Origin of the sequence: Kocuria rhizophila DC2201 (assembly GCF_000010285.1) — a bacterium.
In the GTDB taxonomy this organism is placed as follows: Bacteria; Actinomycetota; Actinomycetes; order Actinomycetales; family Micrococcaceae; genus Kocuria; species Kocuria rhizophila_A.
The window spans coordinates 55,316-73,336 of the sequence record NC_010617.1 but is presented as its reverse complement, the minus strand read 5'-3'; the positions used below and the strand labels follow the sequence as shown (position 1 = coordinate 73,336).

At 68.3% G+C, this 18,021-nt stretch carries 14 protein-coding genes and 2 pseudogenes; 6 read left to right on the top strand and 10 right to left on the bottom strand.

Annotation, left to right across the window (positions count from 1 at the left end):
- Nucleotides 1-14 precede the first annotated feature (14 nt).
- From KRH_RS00305 to nrdI, 7 genes are all read right to left on the bottom strand, one after another.
- Nucleotides 15-971 carry a glycerophosphoryl diester phosphodiesterase membrane domain-containing protein gene (locus tag KRH_RS00305; RefSeq protein ID WP_012397140.1) on the bottom strand — a complete coding sequence of 319 codons (957 nt, stop codon included), beginning with the start codon at nt 969-971 and terminating at the stop codon, nt 15-17.
- Nucleotides 972-979: 8 nt separating this feature from the next.
- Complete coding sequence (locus KRH_RS12360) at nt 980-1,120, bottom strand: hypothetical protein (protein WP_158301515.1); 141 nt, start codon at nt 1,118-1,120, stop codon at nt 980-982.
- Nucleotides 1,121-1,380: 260 nt separating this feature from the next.
- Nucleotides 1,381-1,887, bottom strand: coding sequence for a metallophosphoesterase family protein (locus KRH_RS00300; protein WP_012397138.1), 507 nt, complete (start codon nt 1,885-1,887; stop codon nt 1,381-1,383).
- 246 nt (nt 1,888-2,133) lie between these two features.
- On the bottom strand, nt 2,134-3,231 hold the full coding sequence (arsB, locus tag KRH_RS00295) for an ACR3 family arsenite efflux transporter (RefSeq protein ID WP_012397137.1): 1,098 nt from the start codon (nt 3,229-3,231) through the stop codon (nt 2,134-2,136).
- 38 nt (nt 3,232-3,269) lie between these two features.
- Nucleotides 3,270-4,646, bottom strand: coding sequence for an L-serine ammonia-lyase (locus KRH_RS00290; RefSeq protein WP_012397136.1), 1,377 nt, complete (start codon nt 4,644-4,646; stop codon nt 3,270-3,272).
- 311 nt (nt 4,647-4,957) lie between these two features.
- Complete coding sequence (locus tag KRH_RS12490) at nt 4,958-5,080, bottom strand: hypothetical protein (RefSeq protein ID WP_229566773.1); 123 nt, start codon at nt 5,078-5,080, stop codon at nt 4,958-4,960.
- A gap of 111 nt (nt 5,081-5,191) precedes the next feature.
- Nucleotides 5,192-5,659 carry a class Ib ribonucleoside-diphosphate reductase assembly flavoprotein NrdI gene (nrdI, locus tag KRH_RS00285; RefSeq protein ID WP_050738014.1) on the bottom strand — a complete coding sequence of 156 codons (468 nt, stop codon included), beginning with the start codon at nt 5,657-5,659 and terminating at the stop codon, nt 5,192-5,194.
- Between the two features lie 483 nt (nt 5,660-6,142).
- On the opposite strand from nrdI, the gene KRH_RS00280 reads away from it, so the two are divergent.
- Nucleotides 6,143-7,393 carry a S8 family peptidase gene (locus tag KRH_RS00280; protein ID WP_012397132.1) on the top strand — a complete coding sequence of 417 codons (1,251 nt, stop codon included), beginning with the start codon at nt 6,143-6,145 and terminating at the stop codon, nt 7,391-7,393.
- Nucleotides 7,394-7,550: 157 nt separating this feature from the next.
- Here the strand turns inward: KRH_RS00280 and KRH_RS12165 are convergent.
- Nucleotides 7,551-7,739, bottom strand: a pseudogene (locus KRH_RS12165) (glycoside hydrolase family 15 protein); the annotation flags it as partial.
- On the opposite strand from KRH_RS12165, the gene KRH_RS00275 reads away from it, so the two are divergent.
- The 3 genes from KRH_RS00275 to KRH_RS00265 all read left to right on the top strand — a co-directional run bounded on the left by KRH_RS00275 (nt 7,702) and on the right by KRH_RS00265 (nt 9,782).
- Nucleotides 7,702-8,211 carry a DJ-1/PfpI family protein gene (locus KRH_RS00275; protein WP_050738013.1) on the top strand — a complete coding sequence of 170 codons (510 nt, stop codon included), beginning with the start codon at nt 7,702-7,704 and terminating at the stop codon, nt 8,209-8,211. The pseudogene KRH_RS12165 and the gene KRH_RS00275 sit on opposite strands and share 38 nt — an antisense overlap.
- Entirely contained in the window at nt 8,208-8,510 is a 303-nt protein-coding gene (locus KRH_RS00270) for a putative quinol monooxygenase (protein WP_012397129.1), read from the top strand. Before KRH_RS00275 ends, KRH_RS00270 begins: the two co-directional genes overlap by 4 nt.
- 141 nt (nt 8,511-8,651) lie before the next feature.
- On the top strand, nt 8,652-9,782 hold the full coding sequence (locus KRH_RS00265; protein WP_012397128.1) for an NAD(P)/FAD-dependent oxidoreductase: 1,131 nt from the start codon (nt 8,652-8,654) through the stop codon (nt 9,780-9,782).
- Nucleotides 9,783-9,849: 67 nt separating this feature from the next.
- Here KRH_RS00265 and KRH_RS00260 read toward each other — a convergent pair.
- Nucleotides 9,850-11,033: pseudogene (locus KRH_RS00260) on the bottom strand (transposase).
- 932 nt (nt 11,034-11,965) lie between these two features.
- Complete coding sequence (locus tag KRH_RS12160; protein WP_012397125.1) at nt 11,966-12,853, bottom strand: hypothetical protein; 888 nt, start codon at nt 12,851-12,853, stop codon at nt 11,966-11,968.
- A 543-nt stretch (nt 12,854-13,396) separates the two neighbouring features.
- On the opposite strand from KRH_RS12160, the gene KRH_RS00255 reads away from it, so the two are divergent.
- Nucleotides 13,397-14,815, top strand: a complete 1,419-nt coding sequence (locus KRH_RS00255; protein ID WP_041297457.1) for a glucose-6-phosphate dehydrogenase — start codon at nt 13,397-13,399, stop codon at nt 14,813-14,815.
- 146 nt (nt 14,816-14,961) lie between these two features.
- The gene (locus KRH_RS00250; protein WP_012397123.1) at nt 14,962-17,844 is read left to right on the top strand and encodes a hypothetical protein; all 2,883 of its coding nucleotides are present in this window, start codon (nt 14,962-14,964) and stop codon (nt 17,842-17,844) included.
- The last annotated feature ends 177 nt before the right edge of the window (nt 17,845-18,021 follow it).

The following is an 18,021-nucleotide window of genomic DNA, read 5'->3' as shown; positions in this document are numbered from 1 at the left end:
TGGACGAGGCTGCCTCACCCCACGAACAGTGTGTCCACCACCCGCTGCAGGTCCGTGCGGTGGGCCATCTCCTCCTCGGTGTCCTTGACCTGCGTGACGTGGTCCGTGATCAGCCCGTCGGCCTCCGAGCCCAGGAACTTCTCCATGGACTCCCTGGTGTTCACGGTCCACACCACGGCCTTCTTGCCCCCGGCGTGGATCCGCGCGATCCGCTCCGGGGTGGCGGCGTCCTCCTCCAGGATGAGGTAGTCGCGCACGAGCATCTCGTCCTCGCCCACGCTGAAGTAGAACGGGTAGCCGGTCTCGATCTCCGGGTGCTTGTCCTCGATGTACCGGATGAGGTCGTAGTCCAGGAACAGCACCACCAGGCGCGGCAGCAGTCCCAGGAAGAACAGCCGCGCCTGCTGACGCACCAGCCGCCACGAGAAGCGGAAGCCACCCCATACGGTGGTCCCCCGCAGCAGCACCGCGTGGAAGACGAAGATGCTGAGCACCCCCACCACCGCCAGGAGGATGATCAGCGCGGTGTGCCCACTCAGGTACAGCGGGTTGGCGTAGATCACGCTGGTGATGAAGTTCGGGATCCGCAGCCCGCTCAGCGCGGACAGCCCGAAGCCCATGCCCGTGAGCGGCACCACCAGCCCCACGTACGCGAGGATGAGCAGCCCCGCCGGCTGCAGGAACCGGGGGAACGAGGCCAGCGCGGCCCTGAGGTCGCCCCACAGCGTGGCCCGGTGGTTGCCCTTGAGGCTGTCCGCGGCGATCAGCATGAGGCCGTTGATGTTGACGACGATCAGCAGGCTCAGCACCAGCAGCCCCACGAGCACCAGCGCGATGCCCTGCACCGAGAGCAGGAACGAGACGTAGTCCCCGCTGGAGATCGCACTGCGCCCGGACCAGTGGATGAGCCCGGTCAGTGCCAGCCGGAACAGCGGCAGGATCACGAGCCCCACCAGCACCGCGGCCAGCACCTGGTACTTCAGGAACCGGCCGGTGGTGGAACGGAACCCGCCCGCCAGCCCGCCAGCCCGCCCAGCGTGAGCTGCCGGGGCAGGGTGCTGCGGGGTCGGCGCCGCACGGCAGTGGAGGGGACAGGTGCGGCCGGGGTCTCGGCGGGCATGTGGTGCTCCTGGGGTGCGGGCTCAGGGGTCACCGGCAGGCAACCGCCGGTTCGGCTCCGCCCAGCCTAGCGGCAGTGACATCCTTCACAGCCGCTCCCCGGAGCGAGTGCCCCCGCTCTGCCGGACCGCCGGCCCCCGGTGACGGTCCGCCCGGTGCCCGGTGACGGTCCGCCCGGTGCCCGGTTCCACCGAGCCCCGCCCCCCGCCACAGGCAGGCGGGGCACGACGACGCATGCTCACGCAGCCGCACGCCCTCGCCTCAGCGCCGCGGCAGCTCCACGAGCTCCACGTCCGTGAGCGAACCGGCGTCCGCGGTCACGCGCATGTACGTGCAGTGCGGCTGACGCCGCCGGTCCGTGGGGGATCCCGGGTTCAGCAGCCGCATGCCGGAGGGTGCCACGGTGTCCCACGGGATGTGGCTGTGGCCGAACACCAGCACGTCCGTGCCCGGGAACGCGGCGTCCATGCGCTTCTCCCGGCCCTGCTTCTCCCCGGTCTCGTGGGTCATGGCCCAGCGCAGGCCCTCGAGCTCCCAGCGGGCGGTCTCCGGCATCTCGGCGCGCAGCTCCGGCCCGTCGTTGTTGCCCCACACGCAGACCAGCCGGCGGGAGCGCTCGCGCAGCGCCTCGAACGTGGCCAGGTCCACCCAGTCACCTGCGTGCACGACGACGTCCGCGGCCTCGACCTCGCGCCACACCTGAGCGGGCAGGTCCTTGGCGCGCTTGGGCAGGTGGGTGTCCGCGAGCAGCAGCAGAGAAGTGGCCATGGCCCCATTCTCGCGCGCGAGTGGACGGACCGAGGAGCACCGAGCGCCGTTGCGCACGGGCTCCCCATTCTCGCGCGCGCGTGAACGGTCCGCACCCGGCGGCGCAGAGCCACGCGACTCAGGGGGACGCGCCGGGGGCGGTGGCCGGGCCCGGCGCCCCGGGGACGGTGCGCGGCGTCGTCGTCGTGCGCAGCAGCAGCCGGGCGGCCTGAGAACGTGGCGGCCGAGGGTTCAGCGGGAGGGGGCTCAGCGGGAGGGGACGGTGGGGTCGCCCGGGAAGAGGCGCGGGCCCAGCCAGACCGAGACGTAGACCAGCGCCACGAGCACCGGAACCTCGATCAGCGGACCCACCACGCCCGCGAGCGCCTGGCCCGAGGTGGCCCCGAACGTGCCGATGGCCACCGCGATGGCCAGCTCGAAGTTGTTGCCCGCCGCAGTGAACGCCACGGTGGTGGACCGGGCGTAGCCCAGCCCCGCGGCCCGGGAGCCGAGCATCCCCAGGGCGAACATGACGGCGAAGTAGCACAGCAGGGGCAGCGCGATCCGGACCACGTCCCACGGCTGGGAGGTGATGGCGTCCCCCTGCAGGGCGAAGAGCACCACGATGGTGAACAGCAGCCCGTACAGCGCCCACGGTCCGATCCTGGGCAGGAAGCGCTCCTCGTACCACTGCCGCCCCTTGGCCCGTTCCCCCAGAACGCGGGTGAGGAACCCCGCGAGCAACGGGATGCCCAGGAACACGAGCACCGAGACCACGATGGCCCCCACGGAGAACTCGGCGGACGTGGTGGGCAGGCCCAGCCACGCGGGCAGCACCTGCAGGTAGAACCAGCCCAGCAGGCCGAACGCAAGCACCTGGAACACGGAGTTGACGGCCACGAGCACGGCGGCGGCCTCCCGGTCACCGCACGCGAGGTCGTTCCAGATCAGCACCATGGCGATGCAGCGGGCCAGGCCCACGATGATCAGCCCCGTGCGGTACTCGGGCAGGTCCGGCAGCAGCAGCCACCCCAGGGTGAACATCACCGCGGGGCCCACCACCCAGTTCAGCAGCAGGGAGAGGGCCATCAGCCGCCGGTCCCCGGTCACACGGGCCGTCTCGTCGTAGCGGACCTTCGCGAGCACCGGGTACATCATCACCAGCAGGCCCACCGCGATGGGCAGGGACACCTGGCCGATCGTCACGGACTCCAGTGCCGCACCCAGGGCGGGGACGAAGCGCCCGAGCAGCAGCCCGGCGGCCATCGCCACCAGGATCCACACGGGCAGCCAGCGGTCGAGGAAGGACATCTCCCGCAGCACCGGTCTCGTCTCGGCAGGTCGGGTGGAGGGGGCTGCGGTCATGGCTGAGGGGTCCTTCTGGTGATGGGGTGTGCGGGGGCTCAGCACTCGATGACGTTCACGGCCAGGCCGCCGCGAGAGGTCTCCTTGTACTTGATCTTCATGTCCGCGCCGGTCTCGCGCATGGTCTTGACCACCTGGTCCAGGGAGACCTTGTGGATACCGTCCCCCTGCATGGACAGCCGCGCGGAGTTGATGGCCTTGACGCTGGCGATCGCGTTGCGCTCGATGCACGGGATCTGCACGAGCCCGCCCACGGGGTCGCACGTGAGCCCCAGGTTGTGCTCGATGCCCATCTCCGCAGCGCACTCCACCTGGCGGGCGCTGCCGCCCAGCACGGCGCACAGCCCGGCCGCGGCCATGGAACACGCGGAGCCCACCTCACCCTGGCAGCCCACCTCCGCACCGGAGATCGAGGCGTTCTCCTTGATCACGATCCCGATCGCGGCGGCGGTGAGCAGGAAGTCCACGATCTTGTCGTCGCAGGCGTCCTTCATGAAGCGCGTGTAGAAGTGCAGCACCGCGGGGATGATCCCGGCCGCACCGTTGGTGGGGGCGGTGACGATCCGACCGCCGGACGCGTTCTCCTCGTTAACGGCGAGCGCGTAGAGGTTCACCCAGTCCATGCCGTACAGGGGGTCGTTGCCGGGCTCCTTGGCCAGCAGCCGCTTGCGCATCTCGGGCGCACGACGCCGCACCTTCAATCCCCCGGGCAGGGTCTTCTCCTCGCGGGTGCAGCCGTTCTCCACGCACTCCTGCATCACGGACCAGATGTGCAGCAGCTGGTCCCGGGTCTCCTGCCCGGGGCGCCACGAGAGCTCGTTGGCGGCCATCACCTGCGCGATGGTCAGGTTCGCGGACTCGCAGATGGCCAGCAGCTCGTCGCCCGTGCTGAACGGGTACTTGACGGGGGTGGTGTCCTCCACGATCTTGTCCGCGCTGCTCTTGGAGTCGTCCACCACGAACCCGCCGCCCACGGAGTAGTAGATGCTGTCGCGGATCACGTCACCGGCGGCGTCGTACGCGGTGAAGCTCATGCCGTTGGGGTGGGTGGGCAGGGACTTGCGGCGGTGCATCACCACGTCCTGCGCGCGATCGAACGCGATGGGGTGTTCACCGCCCAGCAGCAGCTCGCCCTTCTCACTCGCGAGCGCGACCTTCTCGTCCGCGTGGTCGGTGTCCACGGTCTCGGGGTCCTCGCCCATGAGGCCCAGTACCACGGCCTTGTCCGAGCCGTGGCCCCACCCGGTGGCGCCGAGGGAGCCGAAGAGCTGGGAGTGCACGCGGGTCACGGAGCCCAGCAGGGCGTCGTCGGCGAGGCCCGCCACGAACAGCCGGGCGGCCCGCATGGGACCCACGGTGTGGGAGGACGACGGTCCGATTCCCACCGAGAACAAATCCAGAGCACTGAGCGCCACGGCCACATCTCCCCACTGTCGAACACCGCCGGCGGCACGGATGAGCGGCCGGGAGTCGTACGATCGCGCGAGGCGTGTGGGCCCGCACGAAACGACCCCACGGTACGTGGGCGCCCGGGGGCGGGCAACCTTCTGGAAGGAGGGCCGCGTGGAGCGCCGCCATCGCCGCGAGCATCGAAGCTCGTCAGGGCTCAGGACGTGTAGAACGTGAACGCCCCCGGGAGCGTGTGGAACCGGTGCCCGGCCCGGCTCACGCGCTCGTGCAGCTGCACCATGAAGTCCGGCTCGTAGGACCGCAGGAAGGCCACCTCCTAGTACCCGTGGCGGATCAGCCACTCGAGCCGGTGCCGCACGGAGTTGAAGTGCCGCCTGCAGGGTGCCACGCGCTGGGACAGGTAGGCCGCCACCGCCTCGCGGTCCCTATCGAACTGGATGGAGCCGTCCGGGGCGAAGAGGTTCAGCTGTGCGTTCAGCGCGTGGGGGTCCTGGCGTTCGCCGATCCCCCGGGGGTGCGGGCTGTACTGACAAGGGTGGTGCGGTGATGCTCACCCGGTGTCCTTCCGGTGGGTGGGCGGGGGTGGCTGCGCGGACCAGAACTCGCGCAGCCCCTCGGTGACACGGGTGACGTCCCGGTCCGTGCCGAGCAGCTCGAAGCGGTACAGCTCCGGCACGCGGCACTTCGCGGAGACGATGGGCCCGGCAATGCAGTAGTGCTCCCCGAAGTTGGTGCTGCCCGAGGTGATGACCCCTCGGAGCAGGGAGCGGTTGACGGGGTCGTTGAGGAACTGGACCACCTGCTTGGGGACGGCTCCGGAACGCTCCCCGCCGCCGTACGTGGGCAGCACCAGGACGTACGGGCGGGAGACCCGGATCATCCCCTCAGCCCGTGGCCGCAGGGGGATGCGCACGGCCTCCCGCTCCAGCCGTTCCACGCGTCGACGGGTGTTCTCGGAAACGCTGGAGGAATAGACCGGGTCGGGCGAGTCGTGCGGATCGAGGTCCTGGAATTGCAGGGCGGCCTTGCGAGGCTCGCGCTCATCTCACCATCACGTCTTCTCTTTCGATCGGCGCAGCACCACTACTACACGTGGGCTGCTCTTTTCCTCTGACCACTACATCTGGTTGCGCCCGCCAGGGCCGCGCAAGCTGCGCTGCGCCGTACGGCGTACTAGGTGATAACGAATGCTGTGGGCGGCGGGAAATATCCCCCTACACATGAGCATTGGCAAATGCGTCACACCACGGCTGCGCAGAAAAAGAATGGCCGACCGGCCAGCAAGAGTGGCCAGATGGCCATTGTTTTGCGGATAACAGTCAGATTACGGTGAAGAAGCACTCAGCGACCCGCCTCTGATCTGCGGTGACCGGCGAACACGTCGAGAGGGTGCGCATGTGATACTCCGCAGGCTCCGTGCTGCCGCACACTCACCGGCCTGTCCTTGTTATTCCTGAGACCCCCTCTGGCTCTCGCCCGACCCACGATCGAAGGTTCCCCCATGAGCAAAAAGAACACGATCCTCGCCACGGCGGCTGCAGCGGCAGTCGTCCTCGGCACCGTCTCCCCCGGCGTGGCCGCTCCCCCCGCAGCCCCGGCCTCGGGTGGGAACAGCATCAACCAGCAGGCTCAGGTCCTGGACGTCACGGGCGGCGAGTACGTGGTCATGCTCGAGATGCCGGCCTCGGCGTCCGGCGCCACCACCAGCGCGGCTGCCAAGAGCGCGGTGGCCAGCACCACGCAGAAGCAGGCGGACAAGTGGCAGTCCAAGGGCGTGAAGGTCAAGCAGAAGTTCAAGAACCTGGGTGGCTTCACCGCTGACCTGACCCCGGCCCAGGTCAAGGCCCTGGACGCGGATCCCGGCGTGGCCGTGGTGGAGAAGAACAAGACCGTGCGGGCCAGTGCCACGCAGAACGGCGCCACGTGGGGCCTGGACCGCGCGGACCAGAAGGACCTGCCGCTCAACGGCACCTACTCCTACAACGCCACCGGCCAGGGCGTCACCGCGTTCATCATCGACACCGGCGTCCGCGCCTCCCACTCCGAGTTCCGGGGCCGCGTGGCCTCCGGTGTGACCTCCATCGAGGACGGCCGGGGCAGCAACGACTGCAACGGTCACGGCACGCACGTGGCCGGCACCACCGCGGGCTCCAGTTACGGCGTGGCCAAGGGTGCGAACGTGGTCCCCGTGCGCGTGCTCGGCTGTGACGGCACCGGTTCCACCGCGGGTATCGTGGCCGGCATGGACTGGGTGTCCTCCAACGTGAACGGCCCGTCCGTGGCGAACATGAGCCTGGGTGGCGGCGCCTCCGCCGCCCTGGACAACGCGATCGGACGGATGTCCCGCGCCGGCGTGGTGCCCCTGGTGGCCGCGGGCAACGACTACGAGAACGCGTGCAACTTCTCCCCGGCCCGCGCGAGCGCGGGCATCACCGTGGGCTCCACGGACCGCCGCGACCAGCTTTCCGAGTTCTCCAACTGGGGCTCGTGCGTGGACATCCTGGCCCCTGGCACGGACATCACCTCCGCGTGGCCGTCCAGCGACTCCGGGACCAACACGATCTCCGGCACCTCCATGGCCACACCCCACGTGGCCGGCGCCGCTGCCCTGTACCTGCAGCAGCACCCCACCGCGAGCGTCGCCGAGGTGGAGCGCGCGCTCAAGAGCGCCGCGACCCCCAGCACCATCGACCACGTCAACGGATCACCCAACCTGATGCTCAACACCACCACCCTCACCGGGGGTCGCTGAGCAGTGCGTGCCGCACCCGCCGCCTAGTCCCGCGGTCGGGTGCGGCACGCACCGTCACCGCAGAGCAGGCCCATCCCGCACCGGGGTGGGCCTGCTCCGTTCCGCGGGACGACGCCGCCTGGCTACGCGAGCGCGACGGGCCGACGCCGCCGCCCGGCTACGCGAGCGCGGCGGTCAGGGCGTCCGCGGCGCGGATCAGCCCCAAGTGACTGAACGCCTGGGGGAAGTTGCCCGCCAGACGCCCCCGTGCGGCGTCGTACTCCTCGGAGAGCAGACCGAGGTCCGAGGCGAAGCCCACCGTGGTGCGCATGAGCCGCGCGGCGTCCTGGACCCGGCCGGAGCGGGCCGGCGCACAGACCGAGGTGCTGTCGATCCATGACGGTGAGATTCAGACGCGTGAGAACGATCTGGATGCAGCAGGCACGTTCACCGTTGACGGGTTGGTCGCGGACGCCTCTGTCACCCACTATGACGCCCTGCTTCTCCCGGGCGGCACGGTGAACCCCGACCACCTCCGGGTTGACCCCGACGCGGTCTCCTTCGTCCGCGAGGTCGTCGAAAGCGGCAAGCCCGTTGCGGCGATCTGTCACGGGCCGTGGACGCTAATCGAGGCCGGTGTGGTCGAAGGCCGCACCTTGACGTCCTTCCCGAGCATCCGCACGGACCTGCGCAACGCCGGTGCTGACGTCGTCGACCAGGACGTCGTGGTGGACGGGAACCTGATCACCAGCCGCTCGCCCGATCACCTGCCTGTGTTCTGCGATACAATCGTGACGCAATTTGCGAGCAATTCGACCCAGGAAGAGGTGATGTTATGAGCGTGACTAAGGGACTGCTTGTCAGGCTGGAGGCTCTGCCCGGCAAGGAAGACGAGGTCCAGGAATTCCTCGGCATCGGGCGAGGGCTCGTTGAGGAGGAACCGGCCACCGTCGCGTGGTTCGCGATCCGTCTCGGCCCGTCCTCCTTCGGGATCTTCGACGTGTTCCCCGACGACGCCGGCCGCGACGCGCACCTGTCCGGCGCAGTTGCGACCGCTCTCGGCGAGCAGACCGGCAAACTGTTCAGCGAGCCCACGATCGAGAAGCTCGACGTCCTGGGCTCCAAACTCCCCGCCTGACACCACAGACCGGGAGTACTGGCCCAGAGAGGAGGGGTCGCTGCGCGCGGTGACTTCGGGCTTACACGGCCCGCTGACGTCGTGGCAGCGGCCCCTTCTCTTGCGGCCTATCGCTAATCACCAACAGATCGAGGAACCGCGATGACAGGAACTGACGACGGCATTGCCACGACGCGTTCACCCGAGGTAGCAGTGATCGGGGGCGGGATCGTCGGTCTGTCGACGGCGTACGCGCTGCAGGAGCAGGGCGTGCCGGTGCGCTTGTACGAGGCTGGTCTGCCCGGGGCGGGTCAGTCCGCAGGCGAGTCGCGGATCTTCCGGCATGCCCACGACGACCCGCGACTCGTCGCTTTCGCGCGCGAAAGTCGCGGCATATGGGATGAGTGGGCCGAACACTTCGACGTCGAGCTGGTCTCATCAGACGGTGTCCTGGCGATCGGAGACAGCGCCCTGGCGCGGCTGCGGGTGCTCGACCAGGTCGGCGGCGTGGAAGCGCACGAGATCGACGCGGCCGAGGTCGCCCAGCGGATGCCGCTGCTCGCTGGGTACTCGGGGCCAGCGGTGCTCGATGAGTCAGGCGGCGCGATCCGCACCCGCGCCGCAATCACGGCACTCACGGGCGCCCTAGCTGATGTGGTCACCACCAGTGAGGTCATCTCCATCGATCCCCGCGCCGACGGGACGGTCGAGGTGCGCAGCGTTACCGACCGGGCTGTCTACTCCAAGGTGGTCGTGTGCGCCGGCCGCGAAACCGCCCGCCTGGCACGCAGCGTCGGCCTGTCGCTGCCGGTTCGCCTCGCCGCACACGTGCGGTTGACCTTCGACGTGAAAGCCGCCGCCCCGGCACGAGTCGCGTGCCTGCAGGACAGCAGCGGCGTCTTCGGCGAAGTCGGCGTCTACGCGACACCGCTACCGGGCAACAGCAGCTATTCGGTCGGACTCAGCGACACCGTCGGCGTCCGCGACGACGGAACTTTCATCGACCCGGCGGCGATTCGATCGCTGGACGAACGCGCACGCGAATACGTGACACGGGCGCTGCCCGGTCTCCACCCAGAGCCGCGCGACTTCCTCCACTGCTGGGTGACCGACCTCCCGTGGAGTGAGGACGGCGTGGCCGTGTGGGAGGCAGGCTCTGTCTTCTTCGTGGCCGGTCACAATTTGTTCAAGCAGGCACCTGCGCTGGGTCGCGCTCTTGCACGGGCTGCGACCGGCGGCGGTCTCCGCGCCGAGCTCACACCCGAAGCGCGCCTCGGCGAGGCCCAGGGCTAGCCCCGGTCTTTCATGACGGCGGTCGGGACCGTGTCGGAGCCGTGTGATCGGGGGCGGACGGGCCAGGTCAGGCCTGTTGCGGGATGGCGGCGATGTTCGCGAAGACCGCGACGATCGCGGCTGCCCAGGGCCACGACTCCGGAATCCTGAGGCGACGTCGGCGTGCGCTGTGAGCGAGTCGGGCGAGCACGTGGAAGAAGCGGTAGCGCAACGCCTTCGGCTCGCAGGTTGCCAACGTGGCGGCGTCGCCGATGTAGCCGAGCAGGCGGGTCCACGCGGTCAGGTTGGCCCGGGGTTGGGGCGTTCGCGGCGCACGATCACCCGCATCCCGGCTGGCCACTTGGCGAGAACCTTCGGGTCGATGAGGCCGGTCAGCTCGGCGACGTCGCCGCCCTCACGAACGCCGCCGTCGGCATCGAGTGCTGGGGTCCAGACCTTCTTCGGGACCAGATCGATGGCATCGCGGAGCTTCCCGGTGATCGCGAATCCCACGCCGCACTCGACGCTGCGGCCGCGGACCGTGCCCTGTTCGGTGAGCCAGTCCAGTAGCCCGTGGGACGAACCGGCGCCGTCGGAGCGGATGAGCAACTTCTTGTGGTGAGTGCCGGGGACCTGGGCGATCGCCTCGGTCAGCACTTCGATGTGGTCGACAGTGGTGTTCGAGCCGGCGTTGCCTGCCCGCGGCTTGGCGGCGAGGAACTCACTGGTGTTGTCGCACCAAACCCCGATCGGGTGGTAGCCGAAGGGCCGCTTGAACGTGGCGGCCGCGTTCTCCTTCTCGCTGTGCGCGATCACGATCGTGGCGTCGATGTCTAGCACGATGACGTCGGCGAGGTCGACCCCGGCGACCTTGGACGCCGGGATGCCGCCGGGCAGTTGGGCCCACACGTGGCGCCGGGCCCGAGCACGGGCGGCCGCGATCTGATTCCGTCGACCGGCCGTCATCGACTTCAGCGTGCGCCACACCGTCGGGGCCGATGCGACCGGGCCCAGGACACCGGCCTGGTGCCGCAGCACGTCGATGGCGGCGATCGCCTCGCCACCGTCGGCGAGCATCACCGCCACGTCAGCAAGGACACGACCCCGGTCGTGACCAGGGACAAAGTTGCGGCGGGTCATCGCCTTGAACAGCTCGTCGGTCAGGCCGGTCCGGTCGGCCAGGAGCCTGGTCATAATGCTGCCCGTGTGAGCCACCACGCCGACACCTTCGGCCGTCACGGACAGACCCGTCGACCACGAAGTACGCTTCACCTACGGAGCGCCTTCCAACTCGGAGAACTTGGGACATCGCAGTCACAAGTTTCCCCTGCTGTGCAGGCGCTTCCGTGCTTCTACGCGCCGATCACTCCGCGGCGTCGTGAACGATCCGGGTTAAAAGCGGAAGGCCCCGCGCCAACGGCTTCAAGTGGAGCCACCAGCAATGGAAGACCTGGTGTCGGTCTGAGATGCGACCGTAGACCAGCATCACCAGCCGCCTGAGAAGCGGTGCTCCCCGGGTCAGAGCCGGTTCCCTTTGCCGAGCGCACAGCCGGGGGCCGTCACCAGGGATCGCAAGACCTGGACAGCGAAGGAGTGCCAAGCCCTACAGTGCCGCTCGTGGACAGCAGCCCTGCCACGAGACGAGCACCGGAGCTGTGCGCACATGCCGCCACTGCCCACGAGTAATGCCGTGGGCCTTCTTCAACCACCCACGAGGTGGTCAACCGATGCGACCGACCGACCGACCGGGCTGATCCGCACGTGTTCAAGATGCCTTAGACGTTCCCCACACACCCTCCTCCACCGGAGGTGTACCCCGGAGCGTCTAAGGCATCACCCTGCCCTTCAGCTCCCCCACTCCCTCCCAGGCTGAACGGTAAGTCCCGTCAAAAACAAGACCACACGAGGAACTGAGGAAGAGCTGAAGGGCAGAAATACTGAGTGTGAGCACAGCGAGCTCCTTTGCCCTTGAGTTCTATAGGTGGCGACCCCTCCCCTCGGAATTCCGAGGGGAGGGGTCGCCACCTACAATTAACCTCTACTGCTCTTCTTAGCTGTGGGGATTAGAAGAACAAGGACTATCAAGAAACCTACAGCACCAGCTCCAAGGATGAAATCATTATGGATTAGGGAGTATGGCCCTATAGAAATAATTCCAACGAAAAGTAGGGCTATTGCCACTCTTGCTAGTGAGCTTGTCCGCATTACCCACACGCCTTTGCGATTGCTCCAATCCCAGTGAGATCAGCGCCAAGCCCAAAGGCAAGCGAACGCAATGCCTTCAGCTTATCATTGTAGCTTTTCGCTTTGAGAGTCCTCACAAGAATTTCTGCAGCTTTTCGAATAGACTTCGTCTTGATCAGGAGCTTTCCCACAATTCCACCAGGGACGATGTACAGGGCCGCGTTTCCTGCGATTGTCCCCGCGCACATCCCAATTTTTCCCCAATCGGGGTCAGAAACAATTGGGTAGGCGGTCTCGGAAGTTGGTTCGACAACTTGCGTCAGCTTATTACCACTCACTTCGAAGTGCGTGGGCACACTGTTGCCGTTGGCGTCGTAGGCCCACGGAGCATCGAACGAACTATGCATGCTTCCATCTGAGTTCTTCACAAAAACTTCCCCGGTGTCAGCGCCGAGGGCTTCAGATGAAACGAGCTCTTTGTCGCCTGAGATTGTGAAAGTTTTTTCATGAGATGACTTAGGGGAATCGATCTTGAAAAGAACTTGTGCCCCGTCTTTAGTTTCTCGGAACATGTAGTCTGTGGAATCTCCCGACACCACCAGGGAATCATCTGACGAGGTGCCATGCTTTGAATTGCTGTCGAGGGGGATTGACAGAGATGCGCCGTCAAGGTTGATCTGGTTAGGTGAATCTTTCGAAACAGCCCCTGAAGAGAGGCCAGAGTTTTCCGCAAGCTTGCCCGTGGGCAAGGATTGGGTGATTGCATGCTCCATGGCCTTGACTTCTGATTCATTGAGATTGCTCTGCCCAGGCTCCGCAAGGGCAGCCGAACCAGTCCCTGCGACTAGTGCGCAGGATAGTGCTCCTGCAGTCAAAATCTTTACTTTGCCGATGTTCTTCAGAAGCATTATGACCCCTCAAGCTAGGTATGTGACGGAAACTATACACACCCATGAAGTCGTGTCAATTGGCCATGTGGCCAGTTTTCACGGCGCTTCATCAGATATGATTACTTGTAGCAGCAAGCTTCACCCTGCGGTGGTTCTTGCGCGTTGGCTGTGGGCGGACCCGACCCCTTGGTGGAGTTCTGAAGGGATGGGTTGTGCGTCGTCGCGGGATGCCCCCCAGAGTCGGTGCCGAAGTGTTGGGCACCACCCTGTCTCGTAGCCCTGTCTCTCCGCCGGTCGCCCCGGTCGGGGTACTGATGGTCGGTTGCAGGATAGGCAGAAGGTGGTTTCGGAGTACGGGGAAGCTGATTGAGTACGCCCGGGTGTACACCAAGAGCCAAGAGCGCGGACTGATGGGGACAGATCTCCTGGGCGCAGGGATCGTGATGACCTCTACCTAGATGCAGGAGGGCATGGCGCTGCTGACTCGAGTCGGGCTGCGCAAGGCCGGCGACCTGAAGAGTGTGCGACCCCGCATTCCACCTCACCACCTACCCTGATCCCATGGACAACATCAGGACCCTTGTGATTCTCGGCGCCTCCGGTGACCTCACCGCGCGCCTCCTGCTCCCGGGGCTGGGCTCGCTGCTGGCCATGCAGCCCGAGCGGGAGATCACGGTCATCGGCTCCGCCCGGGACGACTTCCCGGGTCCGCTCGGCCCGGACGACGACGTGCGCGCGGAGACCTGGGAGGACACCGTCGCCAAGGCGTTCTCGTCCGTGGACACCACCGGCCCCGCCGTGGACCACGCGCGGGAGAACACGCGCTGGGTCTCGTGCGACGTCACCGAGGCAGCGGACCTCGAGAAGCTGCTCGACGACGTCGAGGGCCCCGTGTGCCTGTACTTCGCGCTGGCGCCCGCGATCACCAAGAAGGCGTGCGCGGCCCTGGCCGAGCTGGACGCGCTGCCCGAGGACCTGTACCTCGCCCTGGAGAAGCCCGTGGGCACGGACCTGGACTCCGCGCGGGCGCTCAACGCCCAGGTGGCGCAGCTGGTGGACGAGGAGCACACGTTCCGCGTGGACCACTTCCTGGGCATGCCCGGCGTGCTGGACATCGTGGGACTGCGCTTCGCCAACCGGATGTTCGAGCCCATCTGGGACCGGCGGCACATCGCGTCCATCGAGATCGTCTTCGATGAGACCCTCGCGCTGGAGGGCCGCGGCGAGTTCTACGACTCCACGGGTGCCGCCCGGGACATGCTGCAGTCCCACCTGCTGCAGGTCATGGCCCTGACCATGATGGACCCGCCCTCCCGCTTCGACCCCGTGGAGGTCCCCGCGAACACCGCCCACATCCTTCGTGCCACCCGGCTGTGGGACGAGGATTCCACCATGCACGCCGCCGAGCACCCCGGGATCACCCCCGTGGTCCGCGGCCGCTACACCGCGGGCACCACCGGCGGGCACGACGTCCCGGACTACGCGCAGGAGAAGGACGTGGACCCGGAGCGGGAGACCGAGACCTTCGTGCAGGTGACCCTGGAGGTGGACACCTGGCGCTGGAACGGGGTGCCCGTGACGCTGCGCTCCGGCAAGGCGATCGGCAACCCCTCCCAGCACATCCGCGTGACCTTCCGCCGCCCGCCGCACGAGTATCGGGGCTGGCCGCACCCCACCGCACCCAACGCGCTGAGCGTGGGCTTCGAGGAAGAGCACGTGCAGCTGGAGGCGAACGTGGGCAGCCCCTTCGACTCCCGCGGGATGAACCGGCTGACCCTCTCCAGCGGCGTGCCGGAGCCCGGGCTCACCGCGTACGGCTCCGTGATGCGCTGGATCCTGGACGGGGACCCCACCTTCACCGTGCGCGCGGACGCCACCGAGGAAGGCTGGCGGATCATCGACCTCATCCAGCACGCCTACGACACGTGCGCGCCGCTGCAGGAGTACCCCGCAGGTTCGCAGGGGCCGCACCCCGCGTGAACCGTGGGCCCGCCATGTAGTGACTTATTCATAAACATGCCCTCCTGCCGGTAGGTCCTCCCCGGCCTGGCACTCCTCTTCTGATATTCAGGAATTGCTCAGGTTTCATTCTGGGCATCGGCTGCACATCCAGGGGAGAGAACATCATGCCTTCTTCGGCACACGATCCGGCGGGCGCGTCCCGGGAACCGGAGCACCACCGCAGCGGAGGTGGGCCCGCCGGCGACGACGCGGAGCACCCCGTCGACCCGGCCACTACCACGGGGCCCTCCACCACGGGACCCACAGCCCAGGAGTCCACCGCGGCCCCCGGGGCAGCACCGGGTGGCACACCCGGCGCCGCAGCGCCCAACGCTGCGGCCCCCGGTACGGCGGCACCCGGCACCCAGACCGCGGCCGCCCCGGCGTACACCCCGCCCGCCGCCCTCGCGAGCATGACCCCCCGGCACTGGTGGGTCCCCGCCGTGGCCGGTGTGGCCGGCTACGCGGGCATGGTGCTCGGCACCGTGCTGGCCCTGGTGCTCACCGTGCTGGGCGCCGCGCTCTCGGGTGACTCCAGCGGGAGCCTCACGGAGCAGGTGGACGAGCAGATCAACGACTTCACGGGCACCGCCCCGGACCTCTCCGGCATGGCGTGGTTCCTCTCCATCCCGTTCCAGCTCGCAGCCATGGCGGCGCTGGTGCCCCTGCGCGTCATCGCGAGCTTCGGCGGCGAGGGCGGCACCGCGGGCGTTACCGTGCCGCAGTACTTCGCCCTGGCCTGCGGGATCGCGGCGGCGTGGTCCGTCACGCGCGCCCTCACGTCCCGCACGCGCGTGGAGACCCGCGCCGTGCAGTGGGTCATGGCCGCCGTGGCCGGTGTGGTTTGGGGTGCCCTGGCACTGATCGTCACCGCCATCACCGTGCTGCGCCTGGACATCCCCGTGTTCTACTCGAGCGTCCAGGTGCGGATCTCCGCGGTGGGCCCGGGGTTGTTCCTGGTGCTGTTCATGGTGGGGCTGCTGACCACCGCCTCCGTACTCGCCTCCCGTTCCACGCAGACCGCCCCCGGCCGCGTGGTGATCGGCGCCGAACGCACCGCTCCGGGCGTGCTGCAGGTGCTTCGCCCCGTGGTGGTGCAGTTCTGCGTGTTCGGTGCCGTGGCCGGGCTGGGCCTGCTGATCTGGGCGTTCGTCAAGGGCGGCGCCATGGCCGGGTTCTCCGCCCTGTTCTGGCTGCCGATCGCGGTGGGCTGGCTGTTCGTGCTCTCGCTGCTCTCCGCGCTGACCGCGGGCGGTGCGGCCGTCTCCTTCACGGAGCTGACCGGCGGCTCCCACGCGTTCTACCTGTGGACCGAGGGCACCGTGCCCGCGTGGGCCGTGGTGCTGTGCATCCTGCTGGCGCTCGTGTCCGTGGTCTGCGCGGCCATTGCGTGGGCGCACGTGCGCCCCGTGGACCAGCGGGTGGCACGCAACCCGTTCGCGTGGGCCGTGCTGCCCGTCGCATACTTCCTGCTGGGGCTGCTGCTCATGTGGCTGCTCACCGTCAGCGGCTACGCCGCGCAGGGCTCCAGCCGATCCCAGGGTGCGGGCTTCAGCATGCGCCCGGCCGGGTGGACCTGCCTGGTGTTCCTGCTGTGGGGCGCGGCCATCGAGCTGCTCGCGCGCTTCGTGGCACCCGCCTTCATGCACTCCCTGCCCGCTCCCCTGACTCGCGCGCTGCGCGGTTCGGACCGGGCCCGCGGCCGCGCCGCCGTGGTGGCCTCCGCCGCCGGGATGGATGCTGCGGCCGCCGCCCGCACCGCTCCCGCCCAGGGCACCGTCCGGGAGGGCGACGCCGCGGCGCCCGGTGCCGCGGGCCCGGCAGGTGACGCAGCGGCGTCGTCCGCGCAGCACCCTGCCCAGGAGACCGTGAGCGCCCAGCGGGACGCCACCGCGCCCGGCGACCAGACGCGCGTGCTGCCCACGTACGACGACGCCGAGCACACCGCGAGCCTGCCCCCGCAGCGCACGCCCATGGACCCCGCGAAGAAGAAGCGGATCCGGTGGATCGCGGTCGTCGTGGGCGCCCTGATCCTGCTGGGCGTGGTGGCCGCGGTGGTGTTCTCCATCCTGAGCCGCACCGTGTTCGGCCCGGACAACCAGGCCGAGGACCTGCTGCAGTCCGCCAGGGACGGCAAGGCCTCCGCGGTCGCGGACGTGGCGGACCCGAACGTGAGCACCGCCCAGCGCGCCCTGCTCACGAACGAGGTGTACGGCGCCGCGCAGCACCGGATCTCCTCCTACGAGATCAAGGACACGCGCATCGACGGCGACCACGCCACCGTGAGCGCCACCGTGACCCAGGACGGCGTGACCACCCCCGTGGACGTGCCCATGGTCAGCGACTCCCGCAACGGACTGTTCAAATCCTGGCGCGTGGACGGCTCCGCGGGGATCCCGCTGTACCAGACGTTCAGCGTGGAGGTCCCGGCGGGCGTCAGCGAGCTCACCGTCAACGACAAGAAGGTGCCGGTGGACGCCCAGGACCAGTCCTACAGCACCCAGTTCACGGCGCTGCCCGGTGACTACGCCGTGGGCATCGACTCCGCGAGCAAGTACGTGAGCTACGGCGGTCAGCAGGTGGCCGAGATCCGGGCCGGGTCCGAGCCCATGAGCTCCGCCATGAGCTTCGACCAGTCCTACACCCCGGCGCTCGAGCAGGACCTCACCAAGCAGCTCAACGCCTCGCTGGACACGTGCGCCAAGAAGTCCGAGTTCGAGCCGCAGGGCTGCGCGTTCGGGTATCCGATCTTCGGGGACGAGGAGGACTACCGCAACCCCTCCTGGACCATCGAGCGCTACCCCACCTACTCGGTGTCCTCCCTGGGAGGCGAGACCACCTTCACCACCAGGAAGTCCGGTGAGGCACGGTTCGACTACCAGTACAACGACCAGTGGGACGAGGACAAGCCCGCCAAGTGGAAGGACCGGGACACCACCACGAGCATCTCCACCTCCGGCACGGTGACCGTGTCCGGGGACAAGATCACCGTGAAGACGAACGACTGATCCCCACCCGCCACCGCCCACCGCGGTGACACCGAACGCCCCTCCCCTCGCCCGGGGAGGGGCGTTCGTGCGTGGTGGACGCGGTGGCCCCGCCGTGCCAGGGGCGTCGAGGGTGCCGCGGAGGCGCTCCGGCAGGGAAGGCGAGGGCCGCGGAGGGGGCGGCGCAGCGTCGTCGTC